This is a genomic window from Stenotrophomonas genospecies 3 (assembly GCF_054473855.1).
Genome location: NZ_JBTMUR010000001.1, coordinates 431,143 through 451,499 on the forward strand (window position 1 = coordinate 431,143; position 20,357 = coordinate 451,499).

19 protein-coding genes are annotated in these 20,357 nt (G+C 60.9%); 7 read left to right on the forward strand and 12 right to left on the reverse strand.

From position 1 onward, the window contains the following. Positions 1–386: 386 nt before the first annotated feature. Positions 387–1,247, reverse strand: coding sequence for a hypothetical protein (locus tag ACX9OT_RS01910; protein ID WP_049461977.1), 861 nt, complete (start codon positions 1,245–1,247; stop codon positions 387–389). 134 nt (positions 1,248–1,381) lie between these two features. On the opposite strand from ACX9OT_RS01910, the gene ACX9OT_RS01915 reads away from it, so the two are divergent. From ACX9OT_RS01915 to ACX9OT_RS01940, 6 genes are all read left to right on the forward strand, one after another. After that, positions 1,382–1,582 (forward strand): hypothetical protein, encoded by a 201-nt coding sequence (locus ACX9OT_RS01915; RefSeq protein WP_049461976.1) that lies wholly within the window; start codon positions 1,382–1,384, stop codon positions 1,580–1,582. Positions 1,583–2,092: 510 nt separating this feature from the next. Next, positions 2,093–2,938, forward strand: coding sequence for an HNH endonuclease (locus ACX9OT_RS01920; protein WP_228756290.1), 846 nt, complete (start codon positions 2,093–2,095; stop codon positions 2,936–2,938). Between the two features lie 114 nt (positions 2,939–3,052). Next, entirely contained in the window at positions 3,053–3,583 is a 531-nt protein-coding gene (locus ACX9OT_RS01925) for a hypothetical protein (protein WP_143570088.1), read from the forward strand. A gap of 213 nt (positions 3,584–3,796) precedes the next feature. Next, positions 3,797–4,015, forward strand: coding sequence for a helix-turn-helix transcriptional regulator (locus ACX9OT_RS01930; RefSeq protein ID WP_099476181.1), 219 nt, complete (start codon positions 3,797–3,799; stop codon positions 4,013–4,015). A gap of 6 nt (positions 4,016–4,021) precedes the next feature. Continuing rightward, positions 4,022–4,420, forward strand: coding sequence for a hypothetical protein (locus ACX9OT_RS01935; RefSeq protein ID WP_101101264.1), 399 nt, complete (start codon positions 4,022–4,024; stop codon positions 4,418–4,420). Beyond that, complete coding sequence (locus ACX9OT_RS01940) at positions 4,417–5,877, forward strand: YfjI family protein (protein ID WP_153854600.1); 1,461 nt, start codon at positions 4,417–4,419, stop codon at positions 5,875–5,877. Before ACX9OT_RS01935 ends, ACX9OT_RS01940 begins: the two co-directional genes overlap by 4 nt. A 213-nt stretch (positions 5,878–6,090) precedes the next feature. Here the strand turns inward: ACX9OT_RS01940 and ACX9OT_RS01945 are convergent, their stop codons facing one another. The 9 genes from ACX9OT_RS01945 to ACX9OT_RS01985 all read right to left on the reverse strand — a co-directional run bounded on the left by ACX9OT_RS01945 (position 6,091) and on the right by ACX9OT_RS01985 (position 18,365). Beyond that, positions 6,091–6,951, reverse strand: a complete 861-nt coding sequence (locus ACX9OT_RS01945) for a MobA/MobL family protein (RefSeq protein WP_228756291.1) — start codon at positions 6,949–6,951, stop codon at positions 6,091–6,093. Between the two features lie 186 nt (positions 6,952–7,137). Then, positions 7,138–10,467, reverse strand: coding sequence for a type I restriction endonuclease subunit R (locus tag ACX9OT_RS01950; protein WP_153854601.1), 3,330 nt, complete (start codon positions 10,465–10,467; stop codon positions 7,138–7,140). 4 nt (positions 10,468–10,471) lie between these two features. Then, positions 10,472–10,828: a type II toxin-antitoxin system RelE/ParE family toxin gene (locus ACX9OT_RS01955; RefSeq protein ID WP_153854602.1), complete on the reverse strand. Its 357-nt coding sequence runs from the start codon at positions 10,826–10,828 to the stop codon at positions 10,472–10,474. Between the two features lie 3 nt (positions 10,829–10,831). After that, positions 10,832–11,167 carry a type II toxin-antitoxin system Phd/YefM family antitoxin gene (locus tag ACX9OT_RS01960; RefSeq protein WP_153854603.1) on the reverse strand — a complete coding sequence of 112 codons (336 nt, stop codon included), beginning with the start codon at positions 11,165–11,167 and terminating at the stop codon, positions 10,832–10,834. A 71-nt stretch (positions 11,168–11,238) separates the two neighbouring features. Beyond that, entirely contained in the window at positions 11,239–12,399 is a 1,161-nt protein-coding gene (locus tag ACX9OT_RS01965; protein ID WP_153854604.1) for a restriction endonuclease subunit S, read from the reverse strand. Then, complete coding sequence (locus ACX9OT_RS01970) at positions 12,396–14,576, reverse strand: N-6 DNA methylase (protein ID WP_153854605.1); 2,181 nt, start codon at positions 14,574–14,576, stop codon at positions 12,396–12,398. Before ACX9OT_RS01970 ends, ACX9OT_RS01965 begins: the two co-directional genes overlap by 4 nt. Then, the gene (locus ACX9OT_RS01975) at positions 14,573–16,468 is read right to left on the reverse strand and encodes an N-6 DNA methylase (RefSeq protein WP_101101278.1); all 1,896 of its coding nucleotides are present in this window, start codon (positions 16,466–16,468) and stop codon (positions 14,573–14,575) included. Before ACX9OT_RS01975 ends, ACX9OT_RS01970 begins: the two co-directional genes overlap by 4 nt. A gap of 2 nt (positions 16,469–16,470) precedes the next feature. Next, positions 16,471–16,716 (reverse strand): DUF4258 domain-containing protein, encoded by a 246-nt coding sequence (locus tag ACX9OT_RS01980; RefSeq protein ID WP_101101280.1) that lies wholly within the window; start codon positions 16,714–16,716, stop codon positions 16,471–16,473. Positions 16,717–16,913: 197 nt separating this feature from the next. Further along, entirely contained in the window at positions 16,914–18,365 is a 1,452-nt protein-coding gene (locus tag ACX9OT_RS01985; protein WP_101101282.1) for a competence protein CoiA family protein, read from the reverse strand. 171 nt (positions 18,366–18,536) lie between these two features. On the opposite strand from ACX9OT_RS01985, the gene ACX9OT_RS01990 reads away from it, so the two are divergent. Then, positions 18,537–19,442: a hypothetical protein gene (locus ACX9OT_RS01990; RefSeq protein WP_459000664.1), complete on the forward strand. Its 906-nt coding sequence runs from the start codon at positions 18,537–18,539 to the stop codon at positions 19,440–19,442. A gap of 99 nt (positions 19,443–19,541) precedes the next feature. Here the strand turns inward: ACX9OT_RS01990 and radC are convergent, their stop codons facing one another. Then, complete coding sequence (gene radC, locus ACX9OT_RS01995) at positions 19,542–20,030, reverse strand: RadC family protein (protein WP_228756292.1); 489 nt, start codon at positions 20,028–20,030, stop codon at positions 19,542–19,544. 146 nt (positions 20,031–20,176) lie between these two features. Continuing rightward, positions 20,177–20,335, reverse strand: a complete 159-nt coding sequence (locus ACX9OT_RS02000; RefSeq protein WP_153854607.1) for a hypothetical protein — start codon at positions 20,333–20,335, stop codon at positions 20,177–20,179. Between the last annotated feature and the right edge of the window lie 22 nt (positions 20,336–20,357).

Genomic DNA, 20,357 nt, shown 5'->3' on the forward strand with positions numbered 1-20,357 from the left:
GTCATACCAGCTACTGCAGCGCTGAGTAGGCCTCGTGCCCTCCCCGTACTGAAAGAAAGGGACCCCTCGTGCGCTGATCTTCGTCAACGCCTGTGGAATGATGTGCGACTTGACGAAACGCCCAAGCTTTCCGGTCAGCTTGCAGTAACCATGCCTAATTCGCTGTGTCTTGCTCCGTCTACCGGCCATATCTGCAGTTGTTCCTATCGCCTCTTAGTTGGCTTCAAAGATCAGCTTTTAGTTCAACTCATCAACCAGAGCAAGAACATCAAACGCGCGAACGCGGCCATAGGTCCCTCAGCCCCATTGACATCTCCCACGTTCAGTTCACCCGCGCACACTATCTCGGTCGCTTCATGGCTGGAGGCCTCGCGCTCCGCACTGGCCTACTTCGGCCTATTGCTCTTAGGACCAGGGCTGAACTTGGAATCTAAGCCCTGGCGCACGTTTGCTACATCGGGAAAGGCTTCCACCATCCTGTCAGTGGCCACCTTTAGTATTTCAGCGCAGATGAGCATCGCGGTAATCAAGTAGCTGCGATCCGCGGCATTGTCTAAGCCTGAGCCACGACCGTTGGCCTCCATTCGGTAGAACGACATAGGGTGGATGTGGGAGTGCTGTGACCACAGATCCCAGATTACGTCGAACTGCGCCTTCTTCATTCCAACCATTTCCACCAGCTGGGCCCGGTCCAAGAACCAAGCCTTCTTACCAGACAGACACTGTGACTGAACTTGTTGGGCCAGATGTTGAAAGAAGGGAATGGTTTTCAAGCGCGCGATTAGTTCATCCCTCTGCCGCTCAAACGCTTGTAGTTGCTCCGGATCGTCCGCGAACATCTTGACGCGACTGCAGCAGTCGTTGAGTTGTAGCAGCGTGATCCGCGCACGGCCTTCTTCAAGATCCTCATTGGTCGGAGATATGAGGTAGTGGAAGAAGAGGTTTCCTTCCAAGATCGCACGAGCATGGCATGCAATCGTATGAAATCCCCATTGAGCATGGTCACTTTCAACCCACCGGGACAGCGGCGCGGCACGTACAGCGGCCGTACCGTGGGCACACATGCGGGCGAAGACATAGGTCGCGTATCCCATGCAGGGTCCCGCCATCCTCCCGGCTTGGGCCTGTCCGACAGCTACCGCCTCGCACACGGCCTCATCTAAACATCCAAGAGCCTCCTCATAATCCTGCCGCCCGGGTTCCTCTTCTTCGCTCAATCGTTGAACGAACGCCTCAGCTTTACTCATCTCGTCTCTATACCTCGGCCGTTCAGCTAAAGTCACGCCCCCGCTTAGGGCGCTGTCGAAAACACCCTACAACGACCACAGCGCAAGGCTATCAGATGGTCTGCGGTACAATTGGACGTCGGCAGGAGGTACCCATGATCAGCAAGGCTCAGCGCCAACAGGCACTGATTGAGGCCACAGCTTCGCTCCGCCTGGAAGGCCTGCCTATTTCATGCCGGGATGACGATCTTTATGCAGCGGCCGTTGATGGACGGCGCGTTGGGGAGTTGCGCGATGCCGTATTGGCTCGCGTCCGCGCCGAGCTGGCGTCAATGTCGACATCCGCGACCTCATAGGGACGGCGGGGCCTTAAACGCCCCATCTTGATCTTGCTGCGTTGGGCCGATCACCGGCTTCTCGGGCTGTCTCGGCCATGCCCAACCAGCATTTGGCCTGAGTCTTATCACAACCTCATCCCGGCTCAGTGAGTCCGAACTCCGCGATCATCCCGCGAAAGGGGCGTCTTATGGTCGTTTTACCATCATAAGTTGTCCAAAACGGCCAACTTATGCCTGCGGGAACACAGCAGCTGTTCATGCATGCTGGGTTGGTGGCCCACCAGCAATCACATTCATCCCCCAAGAGATTGTGAGGGAAGACCTTTTCTTCAGAAGGCCAGCTGCGGTTACTCGCACCGTTACTCACATTCCCCAAAAGGGGACGGGATTCGAAGCCTGACGATCGCTGTGAGCAGTAGAGCAATAGTCCCACGCTGTACAGGAAAGTACTATCCAGTCTTCTTCATGGCGCCGCGCTTGGGGCGACCTCCATGGGCCGTGGGGACAATTGGGCAGGGGACGTAGCCGATGGCCGCCACACAGAAGCCGGGACGCGATGGCGTCAAGTATTGGCGAGCCGTCGACGCCATTGAGGCGTTGGGCAGCGCGTCGCTGGCCGAGGTCAAGGAGTGGGACCTGTCGCACCACCCTCACGACCCGCTGGGCAACGCCCGCGCCGACCTGGAGCTGTTCACTGTCAACTCGCCCAGCCGAATCCATTACAACTACTCGCGCACCAACTGGCGAAGTGACCAGGATCACCCGCATGACCGCCTGTTCAAGCTGGTCGATCCCGGCCCGCCGCGGCGCACCCGCTACGTGTTGTTCAACCCAGCGGACCACGGACACGTGGACCTGCTAAAGGGCGGCGACGGAAAGTGGAAGGTCATGCCTCTGGTCATGGTCGACCAAGCGCGGGTGGAGGCCGAAGCGCAGGCAGGGGCGTTCGCCGCTCAAGTGGATAGCGACCACGACGCCCGCGTCTCGGCGATGCGCGCTGTGGCCCAGCGCCGCGGCCAGCCTTTGTTCCGCGCCAAGCTGCTGGACGCCTACGGCGGCCGCTGCGCTGTCACCGGGTGCTCCGCGCTGGAGGTGCTGGAAGCCGCGCACGTGCTGCCTTACAAGGGCGCGCATACGAACCGGGTGGACAACGGCCTGTTGCTGCGCGCCGACCTCCACACGCTCTTCGATTGCCACCTGCTCTGGATCACTCCCGAGCATACGGTGGCTTTGGCACCATCGCTGCTGATCACCGACTACGCTGTCCTGCAGAACAAGGCACTGGTCCTGCCTGCAGCATCGGTTCACCACCCCAACCCGGCTCACCTCGCCCATCACGCTGCGCGGTGCCAAGCTGGCCATCCGAGAGCATGAACCCATGCGACTGTTTGAGCTGCTCAAAGTGTCTGTGTTCCATCGAGCGAACCAGCGCACAGACCGTCGAGTTAAGCTTCTCAAGTACACGAATCGTTGCGGATGGTCGTACAGGTGAAACAGAAGAGCGTTCAAGAAACCTTGGCAGCACTCGCAGCCATGTTCGACAGTACACCCGAAAAGTCCAGCCGCAGCGACGTCATCTTTTTCAACGGGCTGAAGCGCGAATCGGTAGTCGATCTGCTGAAGGCAGCCGCCGGCGCCATCCAAGAGAACCAAGAACCTGCTGCCTGGTCCTATCTCGTCCAAGCATCGGAACACTTGGGGTACCTCATTGGCATCAATGAAGCCGAGTCCCTGACTACGCCAGAACAGGCCATCAATGCGAAGCTAGAGCAATATGGCCGCAAAGGCGGATTGAAGAAGGGCGAGAACGCCAAGCAGCTTCAAGACGCTGTCGCCCGCAAACTCATTGCCGCGACACCCAAGAACGGATGGAAGAGCCGCCCAGAGGTCCATCGGCAGTTTTTCGAACTGGCCGACGAGGTCTCCGGATTCAATGCAACTGACTATCAGTGGCGCGCGTTGCTCAAGCGCCAGGACATCAAGAGAATCTTGCCTCCGACGAGCAGGCGAACCCGCTGATTGCATCTGCAGTACCGGCCAATGCGCTCCTGATACATCGCGGACTCCTGGCGAGCGTGCGGCACGCTCGTCCGAGTGCATCACAACGACGTTGAATTGCCGCTATTATTCAACCCGATAGCCGCTATAAAAGCGGATTGCATCCAGTAGGGATCGGCACTTTCTCTCCGAATTTTTAGCGTGTGTCCCAAGCATCAGCTTGCCGACACACTCATGAATTCGCAGCCACTCCAAATCATTTCCCTGCTCGAGACTACGAAGCGCCTGAACCTTGCGCGCTCCACGCTCTACACGCGTCTCGATCGGAAATCACCCTACTTCGACCCTGACCTGCCGAAGCCCGTGCGCTACGGCTCAAGCGTCGGCTTCATCGAGCACGAAATTGACGACTACATCCTTGGCCTGATGCAGGCCAGAGGGGGTGTGGACTGACAGTAGATGCGCGACTGGTTCGCGACTGTCCTGCGGGGAGTTGTTTTAAACGCTACCTGCCACACCCCGCCACACAACGTGGCGGACCACCTCACAAGACTCTGGGTAAACAAAATGCAGCACAACATCAACGATGACCTTCAGTTCGAAGCCGACGACATCATGGGAGCGCTTCGGGAATTGCAATCCAACCCTCAGCACCGGAAGGGCCAGCTCTTCTCGCTGCTCTATCCGGCGATCGTCGAGATGCTGGAAAAGAACGTCACACAAAAAGCGATCCTGGCCACCCTCGCGGAAAAGGGGCTGAAGCTCCATCCTGCCCGCTTCAAGGAGATGATGGCGATGGAGGCCCAGAAGATCCCCAGCATTTCGGGCTCCCGCGTTGAAGAGGAGGGTAAGGAATGAACACTCCCTATCTGCCTCGCGCCTACCCCATCCACGCTATGTACAGCGCCATCCGGGACGCGATCCTGGAAGTCCAGCACAACCTGAAAGCGCCCGACGCGCTGATCGCCGGTTCGTTCCTCACGGCGATGTCCATCGCGTCGCAGGGAGATGTGGATGTCGAACTCCCCACTGGCCAGCTCCGCCCGGTTTCGTTGGATGTCTTGGTCATTGCCGATTCCGGCGAACGCAAGTCGGCCACCGACAGTATTGTTGGCGCGCCCATCTACGAGCACGACGAGAAGGTGGCAAGAGATCACGCCCTGGCCCTGCTCGCCTACAAGGCAGACCGGCGCCTTTGGGATGCCAAGGAGGCGTCCCTGCAACGCAGGGTAGCCAAGGCACTGGACAGCGGCACAGACGACGACATCGAACAACTGCGCGAAGAACTCATCAGCCATGGCGCGTGCGAGCCCGCCAAGCCTGTCCTCAGTCGCATCGTGCACCAGAACATCACCGAACGCCCCCTGATGGAAAGCATGCAGGGCGATGGCAAGTCGATCGCAATCCTGAGTGATGAAGGCGAAATCGTGCTCAAGGGAGGTGCCATGAACAAGTTTGGCACGCTCAACAAGGCTTGGGACGGCGCCAAAACACTGACGCTGGATCGCGCAGACGACAGCATCGTGGTCAACAATCCTCGCCTGACCATCAGCATGATGGTGCAGGAAAGGGTGTTCAGGGAGTTCATGAACAAGCGGGGTGAGGTGGCTCGCGGGTCCGGTCACCTCGCGCGATACCTCGTCGCGTGGCCCGCGTCCACGCAGGGCTTCCGCTTCATGTCGCTTGAGGAACCTGTCTGGGAGCAGCTGCCCCGATTCCATCAGCGTGTGAGCGAACTTCTCACGGCCGCACAGGCACGTCGTATCGCCGGTGATAACACCCGTAAGACGCTCACGTTCACGCAAGAGGCGAAAGAGCTTTGGGTGAACACTCAGAACGCGATCGAACCGCGCCTGCGCCAGGATGGCGATCTGTCCAGTGTTCGGGACTTCGCATCAAAATCGATGGAGATCACGGGACGGGTTGCCGCAATCCTGCACCATTTCAGCGCACAGGAGGGCAACCTGATCACTAAGGAAACTCTGGGCCGAGCGCTGGAAGTCGTGGGCTGGCACTTCCAAGAGTTCCTCGATGTATTTGGAGACAGGAATCACGAGCCTGAGCAGGCCAAGGATGTCCGCACTCTGGCCATGTACCTGTGGAGGCGCTACTGGTGTGCTGGATATGGGGCGGCTGTGCGCAACGAAGTACGAAAGAGCGGCCCGATCCGGAACCAGGGACGCTTCGAAGCGGCACTCCATCAACTGCAGATGGAGGACTCTGTCCGCGTGATGCATCAAGACGCCGCCCGAGGGAAAGGCAGGCTCTGGATCCACTTGAACGGGGCAGTCTTCAGCCAGATCACGACCCAGTAGGAGACCCTGCCAACTACAGCGACCGAGGCCGCCCCGTTAACGGGGCGGCCTCGCTCCTTATCCCCCTGCCGAAAGGCCGATTTGAGGGAACAACCGATTGCACGACGTGCGATTCTGCTACAAGTGCCGCAAATCGCCCCCAGCGCAGGCCTACCGGCACGCCGCTAGGGTCATGGCACTGACCCACCAACCCATCGTAGCCCCCACGGCAGGTCAGGCCGAATCGCTCTCGCCATTTCGACGTACCGAAACGTATTGAGCCTTCTCCTGCGGTGACATTCCTCGAATCCTCGCCGGTCCGAGATGGCGTTCAGCCCTTCTATCAGCGCCCTGCTCCTTGAGCGTCCGGTGATCGACCCTCGCAGCATGCCCGTTGATCTCAAGATGCTGATTGATGGTGTCCGCCACCGACTTTCGCATCGCGATGACCTCGTCCCTGAGCTGCATGCGATTGCGTCCTCCACTGGCTTTCCTGCGACCGCCATCCTCCGGTCGCTTACTGTTGTACCGAGTGAAGAAGCGATCTGAAGATCGCTCGACTCCATCATCCATGCGATCACACGTCATCAGGTGGAGATGTGGATTGGCCTCACCCTCCAGCGAGGATGATGGCGCATGGATTGCAAACTGGTATGGCTTTCCAGGCGTCAGCTTCGCAACGATATCGTCCACCAAAGCCGCGTTCTGCTCTGCTGTCAGCTCAGCAGGCAGCGCAATGATCGCCTCCCGGTATGCGGCACCGTTCTTGCGTTCGTACTTGTCCGCGGCCCTCCACATGACCTTCGGATTGTTGTCCGCCCACCGCGGCAGGTTTCCATGGCTCGCATGAACCAGATCGTCGCGTTTGCGGTGAAAGCCATTTCTGGCGATGTAATCCGCATGGTCACCTGCGGTTCCTTTGCCTCCACTCTTGATTTGAACATGAAACGTTGCCATCAGCGCACTACCCTTTTCTTGGTTGTAGAAATGAAAAGACCGGCCAGGTTGCCTTGGCCGGTCTTTGAGCAATTGAAGTGATTCGTGGGGAAACGGTAAGTGCGCGAAGGCTTTGCCCCCCCTATCAATATGGGACAAGCCAGCACTGATTACTGCGAACTACCAATCATCGAACCCACCCTTGCTCATAGGGTAGTGTTACGCAGGTATAAAATTACTTTTACTGGTTCTTCATGACACTGAAGTTGGATGGCGAAAGCGGCTCGCTTGAGCAACACAGCCAGACCTTCGGCGGTCCAGGCCTGAGATGCCTACCGACACGCGTCAATGAAGCATCCGCGCACTGCCGCTGGCAGCACCGGCAAACAGATAGGCGAACACGGCATCGCCCTTGCTCACCACCTCGTCTTCGGAATAGCCCATGTCGGCCATTCCGCTGTCCCACAGATGGTTCTCGATCTCGTGACGCAACTGCGCCTGCTTCGCTGCCATGTCGCGCAGGTGGCCCATCAGCAGATTGCGCTCCTCCAGCCTCGCCAGCAGCTCGACGGCCGCCTTCTTGACCGCCTCCCGGTCCTTCCGGCTGAGTGACTTCTTCCGCAACAGGTCGAACACGGCGAGCTGCTGCTCGGTCTCCAGGCCTTCCCGCTGGAAGCGCCTGGCTTCCTCGTCCATCTCGTCATGGGTAGCGAACAGCTCTCCCATCACTTTCTGGATCTCAGCCTCGTCCTTGTCGGTGTTGTACTCGGCAACGATGCGCTGGAACTTCTCGTACAGGTCGATCCGCGTCGGGTTCTCAAGCACCATAGCCTTCAGCCCTTCCTCGATCTTCTCCATGAGGTTCAGCGCGACCAGATTCTTCTGCTTGATGTTCTGGAACTCCGCCCGCAACCGGTCGAAGTCGATGGTGCTCAGGTCGAACTGCGCAGGCGCCTTGCTGGCCCCCTGCTCCAGGCCAATGCCAAGGTCCACCACGTCATAGAAACCCTGCAGCAGCCTGGTGATATCCGGCGACGTGCGTGCCGCCTGCAGCTTGTTGTAGATGGCGTTGAGGGCGCTCTCCTGCTCGTCATAGGCGAACAGGCCGGGATTCGGGAACAGGCCGCGATACTTGGCCGCAACGTCCTCCACGATCACCATGAAGGTCTTGCGCCGCTCATGGCTGGCCGCCAGCAGATCGCAGGCCTCCAGGATTTTCTCGCCCTTGTCCATGCCCTGGGCGTCGATCACGTCCTGCAGCTCGAAGCCAAGGTCCGCCAGGAACTCGGCCGCATGCTCGATGCTCGCGGCATACTCGGCAATCCCTTCGGCGTCGTCTTCCAGATAGCCGGGGTCCTCGCCTTCGCCAACTTCCAGCTTGCCGTCCCGGTCGCCCTGGGCGAACGTCGCCAACGCCTTGCGCAGGCTCTTGATCATGCCGTTGTAGTCAATGATCAGGCCGTTGGCCTTACCTCCCCCAACGCGGTTCACCCGGGCAATGGCCTGCATCAGGGTGTGGCCCCGCATTGGCTTGTCCAGGTACAGGGTGGCCAGTGACTTCACGTCGAAGCCGGTCAGCCACATCGCGCAGACGATGGCGACTCGGAACGGGTTCTCGGCCTTCTTGAACTCCTGCTCCAGGTTGCGCGAGGTCATCTTGGCCCGATGCGGCGCGATGTCGAGCGGCTCACCACGGTGATTGGTCCACTTCGTGAACTCCTCCACCTCGCCCTGCTCGCTGGACACCACCACGCAGAATTCGGTTTCGCGCATCCACTCCAGGCGTTCGCGCTTTTGCTGCATGATCCTGGGCAAGGGGCGCTGGGGATACTTGGCATTGAAGATCGCCTCGTCGGCGAGCAGCTCCACTTTCAGCATGTCGCCCAGCGCCTTCCACTTGTCGGCGATCAGGTCGTACATCTTCACGCAGGTGATCTTGTCGATGCAGACCATCAGCGCCTTGCTGTTGCCACCGGAAACGGCATTGCGGCGCTGCGAGTAGTGCTTGACGAAATCCTCCGCCACCGCGTCCAGGCGCGTGGGCGAGGTGAAGATGGTGTATTCCCTGGCCAGCTTCCTGTAGAGCTTGTCTTCCTTCTCGTCCGTCCACGGGTCTTCCGCCGTGGAGTCGAGCCTGGCTTCCTCGATGTAGCGGGTGATCTTTTCGTTCAGATCATCATCAACGATCTTCAGCTTCTCACCGTGGTTCTCATACTTCAGCGGCAGGGTCGCGCCATCAGCGACCGCACGCTGGAAGTCGTAGACAGAGACGTAGTCGCCAAACACTTCGCGGGTCAGCTGCTTCTCCGCCGCTTCGATCAGCGGCGTGCCGGTGAAGCCGATGAACTTGGCATTGGGCAATCCCTTGCGCATGTTCAGGGCCAGGCGTCCGTACTGGCTGCGATGCGCCTCGTCGCTGATGACGATGATGTCGCCGCGCTCCGAATAGGGCTCCGTCACGCGCTCGCGGTACTTCTGGATCAGGGTGAACACATGGCTGCGGTTGCTGTCGCGGAGCATGGCCCGCAGGCTGGCGCCGCTCTGGGCCTGGTCATCCTTGGCATTTGCGCGCCCGCAATGGGTGTAGGTGCCGGCGATCTGGTCATCCAGCTCGCTGCGATCGGTGACGACAACAAAGGTGTAGCCCGCCGACACCCTGCGCCGGATCTTCTCGCTCAGGAACACGATGGAGTACGACTTGCCCGAACCCTGGGTATGCCAGAACACGCCGAGCTGGCCCTTCGCCAGCTCGGCTTTCACCTTGTCATCGTCCGACTGCAGGCGCGCAATGACGCGGTTCACGCCCAGATACTGGTGATTGCGGGCCACGATCTTCGCGGCACCGCCTTCGCTGGTGTCGAACAGGATGAAGTTCTCGACGATGTCCAGCAGCTGCGCCCTGTCCATCATTCCGCGCAGCAGCAGCGGAAGCTGCATCGTGCTCTTTCCCGGCTCCGGATCGTCCTCGTCCAGCCGCTTCCACTGATAGTGATGCTCGGGCGTGGCCGTGATGCTGCCGTACTTGGCGATGTGGCCATTGGAGAACACCACGAACTGGTTCCAATGGAACAACTGCTCGACGCTGCCCTCGATGGCGGCCTGCTTGCCGGATTCGTCGGTGCCGCGATAGTCGCGGTAGTTCTTCTTGTAGGCGTCGTGGTAGTCCACGTCGAAGCGCTTGAGCTCGACGAACACCAGCGGCAGGCCGTTGACGAAGCCCACCAGATCAGCGCGACGCAGGTAGTTTCTCCCGCGCACCCACAGCTCGCGCACGGCCTTGAAGCTGTTGTTGTCCGGATCGACGAAATCGACCAGCCGCAGGCGGCGTTCCACGGCTCGCCCGGCACCATCCTTGAACCGGACCAGCGCACCGTTGCGCAACAGCTCGTACTTGTCCTGGTTGATGGCGACCAGGGTCTTGGCGTGATCGTGGGCGGTCGCCTGGTCGATGGCCTGCTGGTAGGCCTCTTCGGGCAGACCGGGATTGAGACGCTCCAGCGCGGCGCGCAGGTCGGGCTTGAGCACCGTCTCGGTGAAGTTGTTACGTCCGGTGAGATGCGGCCTGTCCTCGGTCTCGGCCTGGGCATGGATCGACGACCAACCAAGCTCACCCAGGATTGCGGCGGCATCCTTCTGGATCATGCCGTCTTCGCTGTAATCCCCCCGTGCGTTCATCGCCTTACGCCTCGCTGAAGTCGAAGCCGCACTGGCGGTGATGGCGCAGCGTCAGCAGATGGATGCAGTCCTGATGGATGGCATACAGCGCCAGGTATTCTTCCAGAATGTACTCGCGCAGCTCGATGTCATCGCCCAGCAGGTCGCGCACGGCTGTCCAGGCAGCGAGCACTTCGGGCGCTTCAGGGTTGTGGGCGATGAATTCGCGCCCGATGCGCGGCGTCTGAGCCAGGCGCTTGGGCAAGGCGTCATAGGCGTCGTCCAGCAGCTCCTGCGCCGCGGCATCCGCGCTAACGCCGATCAGGTACGCCACGGCCTCGTCCAGTCTGCGCTCGTAGGCCGCACCCAGGACGACCTGCATGCGTCAGGCGTCCGTCTTGCGTGCGGCCCTGGCCGCGTCCAGCCGGGCCTGCGACCGCGACCTGGCCTCCTCCACCGGGATCCCGGGCTTACCCGCGCGAACGTCCTGCAAACCGGCGGCCACGTCGTTCAGCAGGCCAAGTTGAAAGTTGGCCCGCGCTAGGGTTTCGCGCTCCAGCCGGTGGTAGTAGTCCAGCTTGCGTGCGTCCACCAGCGCCACATAGCTCTCGCCGTTGCGGGTAATGATCTTTTCGTGGCCGGCGCGGACTTCATCGGCCAGCCGGGTCAGGTCGGCACGGGCCTTATTGAAGGGCACGATGTCCTGCGAGGTAATAGGCATGGCGGGCTCCGGGAGTTAGTACATGCAAACCTTAATGTATTCGTTTATGTCTGGCAAATCCGTCCGCCGGGTTACGCCGCTTCTGGCTGCGGCAGCGGGAGCCCGGAGACGTGCAGCTGTCCGCTCATCAGCTTGGGCAGCAGGGCGCCGCGGGCTTTGGCCAGCATGCTGTTCTGACTGGCCAGTTGCTCGATCTGAGTGAACGAGCCGCCCACCATCTCCGCGAACTGCGCCAGCAAACTCTGTGGTGGTAGCAGCACTTCAAACTGTGAGAATGATTTTGTGTTCACACGCTGACGACCGTCGGAACCCGACATGCTACGAATCGCGTGCTCGCGAAAACTGTCCTCGCGTGCCATGCAGTAGACCCACCATCGATTGACCTTCGCATTGCGGAGAACGATGAACTCGGTCGACCCACTGGCGACCGCATCATCGCCTTCCAGAAACTGGACGAACCCGGTCTTTCCATTCTCGATGCAAGGGGTGATACGCGCCAGCAACGTATCACCGTTCCTGAACTTCGCCCCGCCACTGATGACTCGCGACGAGCGCTCCCCAACCACCATTGACCTTTCGGACAATGCGGCCATCTCGACGAATGGGCGTTCGACACCCTTCTCGAACGGTGTTCTCGGATTGATCTGTACAACATCGGAGAAAGCAGTTCTTGCCCATCCTTCCGGCACGCCATCCACCACATTGACGGCCTCATGGCCCGGAAAGCGCAGGTGCACGAACCATTCGCGGTACAGGCGGCGGGCAGCTTCCTCCAGCAGGGCGATCCGGCGCTGGTTTGTCGCGATGAGATCGTCGTAGGCGAAAAGCACCTGAGCGACCTGTCTCTGTGTTTCGACATCCGGCACGCTCACCGGCATTTGATGCAGTGTGTTCCGATTCACGCCTGGAACCGCCCCGGCCGCGTTCTGAGACCCTAGCTCCAGAGTCATCAGCAAATATGCGGCAAAACGCGGATGATTTCCCTTGAAATCTTCCACATACAACGCCGTGTTCAGCGGCCAATAGTCGCCTTCAATGTAATGCACTTCGCCGAGTGTTCCGTATCGTCCCGTCACCACGCCCGGCCCGGCAACTTTAGCTACGTTGTGCCAGCCAGTGATGCCCGAGGACGACACGATTGGGATATCGCCAGAAGTTCGACTATTTTTCGGCAAGTCGTGGCCACGTTTCAGGCGAAGCACATCCCCTAACCGCATTGACTTCCAACTCACGCCAACAACTCCTCGAAGTTGGCGCTGATCGTCGCTGCAAGCTCTGAAGCCTTCTCGTTCAACTCCACCAGCTCGTCATGGATGATCCGCATCCGGTCGACGAACCCTTCCTCGTCATCCTCGGTGACAACCGCCACGCCGACATAGCGTCCCGGCGTGAGCGACCAGTCGTTCTGCCCGATGCGCTCGCGGGTGACGGCCGCGCACAGGCCCTGAACGTCCACGAACACGCCGTCGGGAAATCTCGAAAGCAACCAGTGCCCCTGGGCGATGAAGTAGCCGGATTGCTTGAGCGCCTCCAGCGCCAGGTCGCGAACCGTGGCCTCTTCGTTCCGATTTCGGTCGGCGGCCAGCAAGGCGCGCCTGGCCTCTCGGATGGCCTTGGCATCGAAGGCGTCGCTCTTGCGCCCGCGCAGTTCCTTCTCAGCCTTGTCCAGCAGCTTCAGCCATTGCTTGTGTCGGGCCTCAAGCTGCCGGGCCGTGGCCTTCAGTTGCGGCGCAAGGTCTTCCAGCGCGGCCTGCGCGACCTTCACGCTGGCAAGTTTGTCCGGCCGGGCCTTCGCAACGACCTTGCGTGCAAGCTTCACCGCCGCCTCTAGGTCTGCGACGGCTTGCCCGGTGTCCTTGCCGTCCTCCCGAGCCGCGTCCAGCTCTGCCTTGAAGGCCTCCAGCGTTGTTTCATCGAGCCGGGCCTCGTCGTCAACGCCGTCATTGAGCTCGGCCAGCGTCGCGCCTGTGCCGAACACGGTCAGATTCCGGGCCAGCGCCTCGATTGCCGCCGTGTCGTCGGCCAGCCGCTGCGGCAGCTGCGCCAACCAGCCATCCGCTTGCTGCTGATGGCTGGCCACCAGCGCCGCAAACCTGTCGCCCTCCCCCCGATACAGCCACACCACCGCGTTGAGGTTGGCGAGCTGCTCCTCGGTGAAGACATGCGAACGCGCGGAGACGACCGTATAGACGTTGCGTGCATCCAGCATCAGCACCGTGTCCCTGCGCGACTCCGGCTTGCCCTTGTCGAAGAACCACAGCGTGCACGGCAGGCTGCGGGTGTAGAAGAACTTGTTGCCGATGGCGACCATCACGTCCACATCGCCGGTCCTGACCAGCTTCTCGCGGATCTCCTTGTCCTTGTTGCCGGCGTCCGATGCACTCGACGCCATCACGAACCCGGCGCGGCCGGTCGGGTTCAGATAGGAGTGGAAGTACTGGATCCACAGGCTGTTGGCATTGGAGATCGCCCCGGTCTTGGCGTTCAAGCCGGGCAGACCGAACGGCAAGCGGCTACCGAGCGCGACCTGGCTTTCGACCTTCTTGGTCTCCACGCCGTCCACGTTGAACGGCGGATTGGCCATGACGAAATCGCACTCGCCAATCAGCGGTTCAATCTGGTCGTAGAAGGTATTGCCTTGGCGGATGTTGCTGGCATCCAGTCCGTGCACCGCCAGGTTCATGCGCGCCAGCTTGGTGTTGGTGTCGCTCTTTTCCTGCCCGTGAAACACCACGCCGGAGTCCAGCGGATCCTGCCCGCGGCCCTCGATGAAATGGCCGGACTGCACGAACATGCCCGCCGACCCACAGGCCGGATCCAGCACGAGGCCGTGGTCGGGTTCGATGACGTTGACGATCATCCGCACAAGCGATGGCGGGGTGAAGAACTCACCGCCCTCCTGGGCGCCAGTCATGGCGAACTTGTTGAGGAAGTACTCGTAGATGCGCCCGAACACGTCGCCGGTAGCGTTGCGGATCGCCTCCCCGTCGAAGACCTTGATGAGCCGCGCCAGCAGGTCCGGTTCGAACGCGGGGAAGCCACGCGGCAGCGCGCCTCGCAGGACTTCATGCTCGGCTTCAATGCTGTCCATGGCCGCATCGATCGCTTCGCCGACTCCTGGGCCCGCCGGCAGGGCGGCGATGTTCTCGAAGCGCGCCGCCTCCGGCAGATAGATTGCGGCCTTGCCCTGGAAGCCGAGCTTGATGAGGGCTTCCCGCCGTGAAGCGGGAACCTTCGGGCCGATTCCGGCGGTGATCCCGGACAGGTAGGCATTGAAGCGGTTGCTGGCGTGGCGCAGGAAGATCAGCCCCAGAACCGGCATCGAGTATTCGCTGGCGGTGAGCTTGGAGTTGGCGCGCAGGTCGTCTGCCGATTGCCACAGGTCGCTTTCGAGTTGCTGGATGTTCATGGGGTGTTCTGACCCTTGTCGACCTGCTGTAGCTGTGCGAGAAGTTCCTTCCAGAAGTCCTCTGCAATCCCGGCTTGCTCATCCTGCAAGCTCTCAATCTGCCATTGCAGCTCTTTTTCTCGTTCGATGATTTCGACTGCGGCCTCAGTCAATGCCGCGTTCAGCGCAAAGACCTTGAGCTTGCGCAGCGTACTGATGGACATCATGGGAATGGTCGCGCCGGTCTTGATGCCGTCCAGCACCTGCTGGCCCATCTTCGACCGCAACCACAAACCCAGGCCACGGAGGTCCACGCCGGGCTTTGCCCCCCGCAGGACCACGAACGACTGTCCGGCAATCCAGCCACCATCCCCGGGTGGCGGCACGTTGTCGGGCACGATGCCAATCTTTCCAACGGTGCCTTTCACGACCAACAGCAGATCATGCGGCCGCAGGAAGATATCCATTACATCGCCGGAACGCTTGGCGGCCAGTTGCACTCTGACACTCTTCTCGGGGGTCCGGATGTAGCCTGCGCTGGGAAGATCGACGGCCCCGACCTCGAGAACATCGACTCCTGCTGACACATCCACTCCGCGGTCCCTGTTGGGTATTGGAATGAGAATGCGGACCACATCTTCCAGTGTTTCGGTTGGCAGGGTTTCCATCCGCGCTTGCGCTTCACGCTGCTGGTCTGGAATGACGTAGCGACCGACATCCAGCGTGGCATCGTTGTCGAAGATGGCGTCCAGACTGACGACTTGCGTATACGAGTCCTCTTCTTGACGTCCAGCAGCCGCTTGGATATCAGACTCGACGCGCACCTGCCTGCAGAAGTCCAGAATGAGGCCAGTACTCTGCAGCGCAACCCGCCCCCTGCCCATCGACGCACGGAAGTGCGGCAACGATGCATCGACGAATCCAACGCGACGGTGGCGTGCCTGCGTGTTCAACACCAGCATGGATGTTCCCAGCCCGCTGGATTGGAAGATGCCATTGGGCAGCGCAATGACCGCCTCGACCCAGCCTTGCTTCAACAGGTATTCGCGAACGTCCCTGTCCTTGCCTGAGCTGAAGAGAAAGCCATTAGGTACAACGATGGCGGCAATGCCACGTGTCTGCGCTGCAATGTGCTGCACCATCAGACCTGTCACGCTGGCCTTGACCACAGGAAAGCGGCTGTAGATGTCCTGCATCACCACGTCATCGACGCCGCCGGCCATGCCCATCGGTGGAATCGAAAGAGTTGCGTCAAATCTTTCCAGGTGTCCGCCATGAACTGCTGCAGGCGCACGCAGCGGATCGTTTGACGCAACGTCTGTAGGCGCTCCACGAAACAGGGCCAGCAATGCCGCAACTTGCGATCCGAGATGTGCTTCAGCGTGGACGCGGAGGTCAGGCTGATCCATCAGCACCCCGACAAGCTGGCCGCTAGTCTCCCAAGGCAAGTAGGCCGCACGCGTAGTCTCACCGACCGCTACATCTTTCATCAGACGCGCCAGCTCGACGGGCACATCGAAACCCTCGAAAGTGCCACCGACCAGGTCACCGGCGACATCGACCGGCGAGAACCTCTCGAATACACCGCCGTCGACCAGGTACTTCACCGTTCTCAGCGCAGCGAAAACCGCATCATTCGCCTGCTCGACGTATCGATTGGCATTGAAAAACGCCATTCCGAGCGCGCCGGGTTGCCAGAACAGTTTCTTCAGAACGCTCAACAGCCCCTCGACGCCTCCCTGAGCCACGGCGGTATCAAGCGTGACACTGGGCTCAAGCCTGTCCTTTGCCGACAGATGCGCCCACGTGAGCAACTGGAACGCGAGCAACTTGGACTCGTCGACGCTGAGAGAGGTGCTGCGGAAGTGCTCCATCACCTGGAACAGGACCTGTCCGGCATTGTCCTTGGACATAGTCACTGGCTCCTGCCCGCATAGTTATACGTGGTGATCTGGGCATCGCCCTCGGCAACGACCACCAAGCCGCCCTTGTCTACGATCTTCATGAGGGTGCGAAGCGCTTCGCGAAGCTGCTCCGACTTCTTGCGGCTCAGGACCACCTTGCTGCCCTCGTTTTCGCCGTACCCCAAAACCAGATCGATCATCGCCTGGTTGATGCCCCGCTGGCCCATCCGCTGCTGAAAGTGCTTCGTCTTATGCATTGCAGCTCCCTCCGCTGTTAAGCGTAGGCTGCACCTATGCGCGGCGCAAGTCAATGCGAAAGCTGCAGTAATTGCCTAATGCGGTTGTGTTTATTTAAATTATGTTCAGTTTTTTCGGTAGGCTAGCGTGCCAAAAGCACTCTATCCTATTGAAAAAAAAGAGAAAAGAGGAACAGAGGCCCTCCGCGCTCCCCCTTCTAGCCGAGCGGAAGCGGCCCCATTGCCACTGCCGCCGCAGGCGTGAAGCCCGAAGACGGCGGCGGAAGGACTTCGCACTCGCCTTTGGGCGCCGGCAGTTGCCGAATGACTCTGGCGGACTCTAGCCGGTCGATGAAGTCGTTGACGGGGGTGTAGAAGTTCGGAATCCGGTCGTTCTCTTCGTCAGTGAATACCCAGTAGGCCAGCCGCCTTTTGGGAAAGCCCGCGCGTTGGGCCTCGGCTCGGTTGGCATATTGGGTGACGAAGAGCCTGTATAGCGCCCTCTCTGTGTAGAAGCTCCGGCGAACCCAAGTGGCGACGTCCCTCTGGTTGAACCGATCACCTGGGGATCGTTTCGTGATGAAGTGGTCATGGGCCAGGAGCTGCCAGAGAACCGGATCCACTCCAAAGATCCAAGCATCCTTGTGGGCGCGCAGACAGGCCGAGCGCACCGCCGCCGGCACAGAGTTCAGGAGCTCGCTGACCCGATCTTCTGCACTGATCCGGTACTCGCGCAGGACCCGGTCGATTCGCTCAGGCGACGTCAGCTCGATTAGATGCTCCAGGTCCTCGGCGTGTTTCGCGCGCTTCTGTCGACGCACGTAGGCCTTCCGGCCCTCCTTGTCCTTGGTCTCTTGGGCCTCACGCTCCTGGCGTGCCTGGGCCGCCTTGACCATTTGGTCGCGCTGCTGGGCGATCTCCAGGTTCCGGGCTGCAACCTGCTCGTCCAATTCCAGCTTGGAGGCCTGCCACTCCGCAACTGCTTTGGGGCAGGAGATCCAGCTGCGATTGGCGGGGTCGACAAGCACCGCATGCTCGAAGGCCGCCACGTCGTGAGGAATGTCCCGGTGCAGCTGGGAGAGGTCGACTTCGACCATCCTCCGGCCCTCGGCTTGAACTCGCGCCGCCTTGATGTCGCCAACGGCATGGGTCACGCGGATCTCTATCAGGAGCTCGCCGACCTCATCTCGGGCAACCACGTCGGGCTGGTAGGTGCCAAACGATCGCTCAATCTCGATGTCGCGCAACTCCATGCCGCGGGTCGGATGATCGATCTGGCGGCCCCAGTGGAGCAGACCATCTGCGTCCCGGGCATGCGGCGGATTGGGCATGTCTATTGGGTCACCGGTCCAGGCCGGGATCACCAGCCGCCGATGATCGGCAATCAGTTGCTTGGCTCGCTCGTGGATTCCGGTCTCGCGACCAGTGTGGCAGCCAGTGTCGACCAGGTGAGCGAAGTGGGGGCGCTTGCGCCGGCTTTCTTGGGCCTTGGCGGACAAGGGGGCATGGCACCCCGGGCAAACGCAGCCGCACGCTTTGCCCTTCGGGACCTCGCTCGGCGCTAAGACACGGCCATCTTTCAGTCCAAATGGAACGCGAAACCCGCCGCGCCGTGCCAGCGGATTGCCCGACGGATTGCGGAGTGAGAACCGCTCTGGGATGGTGTCCATGGTGCTTTCCTTGATCGGAGGGAAAGCAGAAATTCGCGGCAGGCCATGGACGAAAACAGATCTAAACCCGCTCAAACGGGTAATCCGCAGGTTGAATCCCTCCAGTTGGCCCTTGGATGGCTTGATCGGGAGGGGGGCCAGCAGCGCAACGCTCGTGTCCTCCGGGAGGTCATGGACACGACCCTGACGGCGATCTCGCGCGGAGAACCGCCTCCTGAGACGGACACCACGACACTTCGAGCACTCTTTCACCAACTCGAAGGAACCGGCGATGGCCTCTCCAAGGTATTCCGGGCGACCGAGCTGGAGAAATGGTGGGACTCGCGACAGGAGCAGCTCCGACAGCGGTGCGCCCAGCAGGGCTGCGCCCTGACCCCCGACCTCGTGGTCAAGAAGGGTGGCGGCCGTGGCCTACCCTCCCGGCTGTCCTTCGGGTTTCGCCCGACGCGTGAGGCGGAAACTGAGGACAACACGACGCCCGAGGTCAACCCGACCTCGATGCGCTACCAAATGGATCCGGTCAAGCCTGCGCTGTGGCTAAGGCTGACGGTCGGCAGCCGGCCGTTCCCTGTGCAGTCCTGGCGTGGCTACGTGCTCATCGGCAGTGCCGCCATGAACATGGTGCTGATGGGAATCGCCTGGTTCTTGCTGTTTTCCTCATGGGGCCGGAGCGCCCCTGTGACCACCGCAACACTGGCTCAGCTCGGCCTCGTGATGCTGGTGACAGCCGGGCTGTGGTGGTTGTCGCGGCCGGTGTTCCAGCTGCCCACACAGCGGGTCACCATGGCAGGGCCGTCATTTCTGGCTCTGAGCGAGCTCTACCGCCAGCTTCGCACCATGCCGGCACCTGGTCGAAAGCTGAAGTCCCGCGAATTCGCCGTCGTGCGCCACTGGGGCACGTGCCCGATCTGCTCGGCCGAAGTGGATCTCGACCACGGACGGGCCGCGTTCCCGGATCGGCTGGTTGGTCGCTGCCATGATGCACCGCTGGAGCACGTGTTCTCGTTCGACCCGGTGCGCCTAGTGGGTCGGCCGCTGGTCGAAACAACGCGCGAAGAGACTAATTCACCCTCGTAAGACCAAAAAAATGAAGACTCGACCCCAGCCTGCCAGCCCCCATTGGCTGGCAGGCTAGTCGATCAGGTTGCGCTCCCCACCGGGCGTCGCGTGTGGCAGTCAAAGCCAGCCACGTTCCGCCAGGGTCACCGTCTGCAGTCCACCGACTACCACGTGATCGATCAGGCGCACATCGACCAGGGCGAGCGACTGCTTGAGGCGTGTTGTCACGGCGCGATCGGCAGCTGAGGGATGTTCCGAACCAGAAGGGTGATTGTGGGCCACGATCACCGCGGCGGCGTTGCAGCGGAGTGCATGACGGACTACCTCCCGCGGATGGACTTCGGCTCCATCGATGGTTCCGTGAAACAGTTCCACGTACTCGACCAGACGGTGACGGGTGTCCAGAAAGGCAGCGGCAAAGACCTCCTGACCCAACCCGCCCAGCTTGTCGCGGAAGAATGCCTTGGCGGTCTGGGGGTCCGAAAAGGCGGCCCCACGGTGCATCCTCTGCCCGACGACGGCGCGGGCCGCCTCCAAGACCTCGTCGGCGCTGGCAACCTTGTAGGATCGCGTGCCGCTTCGAACGTACAGCGGGGGCAAGCTCATGGGTGGTGACTCCATCTGGTTCTCCTCGATGAATTTTCGTGTCCTGATTCGACGGCAACAGAAAAGGGGCGCGGATGCGCCCCTTGTTCCCTGCCCTCACGTTGCCCTGCCTTGCCCGCAAGCCAGGCAGTTCCGACGAGCCCCCGCTACGCGACGGGGACGTCCTCCTGCCCGGCAACCTGACCGGGATCCCCCAGATCCAGCGGTCGCTTGACGCGCTGCATGACCTTGACCTTCTCCATGAAGGTGTTGAGGCCGTAAAGCGCGAAGCCGTACACCACAGCCCCACCAATCGCTTTCAGCATTGTCTTTCTCCTATTCGTTGAC